Origin of the sequence: Psychroserpens mesophilus (assembly GCF_050617655.1) — a bacterium.
GTDB classification, from domain to species: Bacteria; Bacteroidota; Bacteroidia; order Flavobacteriales; family Flavobacteriaceae; genus Psychroserpens; species Psychroserpens mesophilus_A.
In genome coordinates this window covers 1-238 of record NZ_JBODQC010000484.1, presented here as the reverse complement: position 1 = coordinate 238, position 238 = coordinate 1, and the positions used below count along the sequence as shown (strand labels likewise).

The 238-nt window shown below is 69.3% G+C and carries 1 protein-coding gene; it reads left to right on the top strand.

The window, feature by feature from the left end:
- On the top strand, positions 1–238 hold a 238-nt coding region (locus tag ACRHNM_RS18090), incomplete at both ends, for a lytic murein transglycosylase (RefSeq protein WP_431138016.1).

Here is a 238-nt window from a genome sequence, read left to right as displayed (position 1 = left end):
ACCCGGCCACCATCGCGGCCGTGTGGGGCGTGGAGAGCAATTATGGCCGCACGCTGGGCGGGCGGCCGCTGCTGTCCTCGCTGTCGACGCTGTCCTGCTTCGGGCGCCGCCAGGCGTACTTCCGCGGCGAGTTCTTCGCCGCGCTCAAGATCGTGCAGGACGAGCGCATCGACCCCGACAAGCTCAAGGGTTCCTGGGCGGGGGCGTTCGGCCAGACCCAGTTCATGCCGTCGACCTA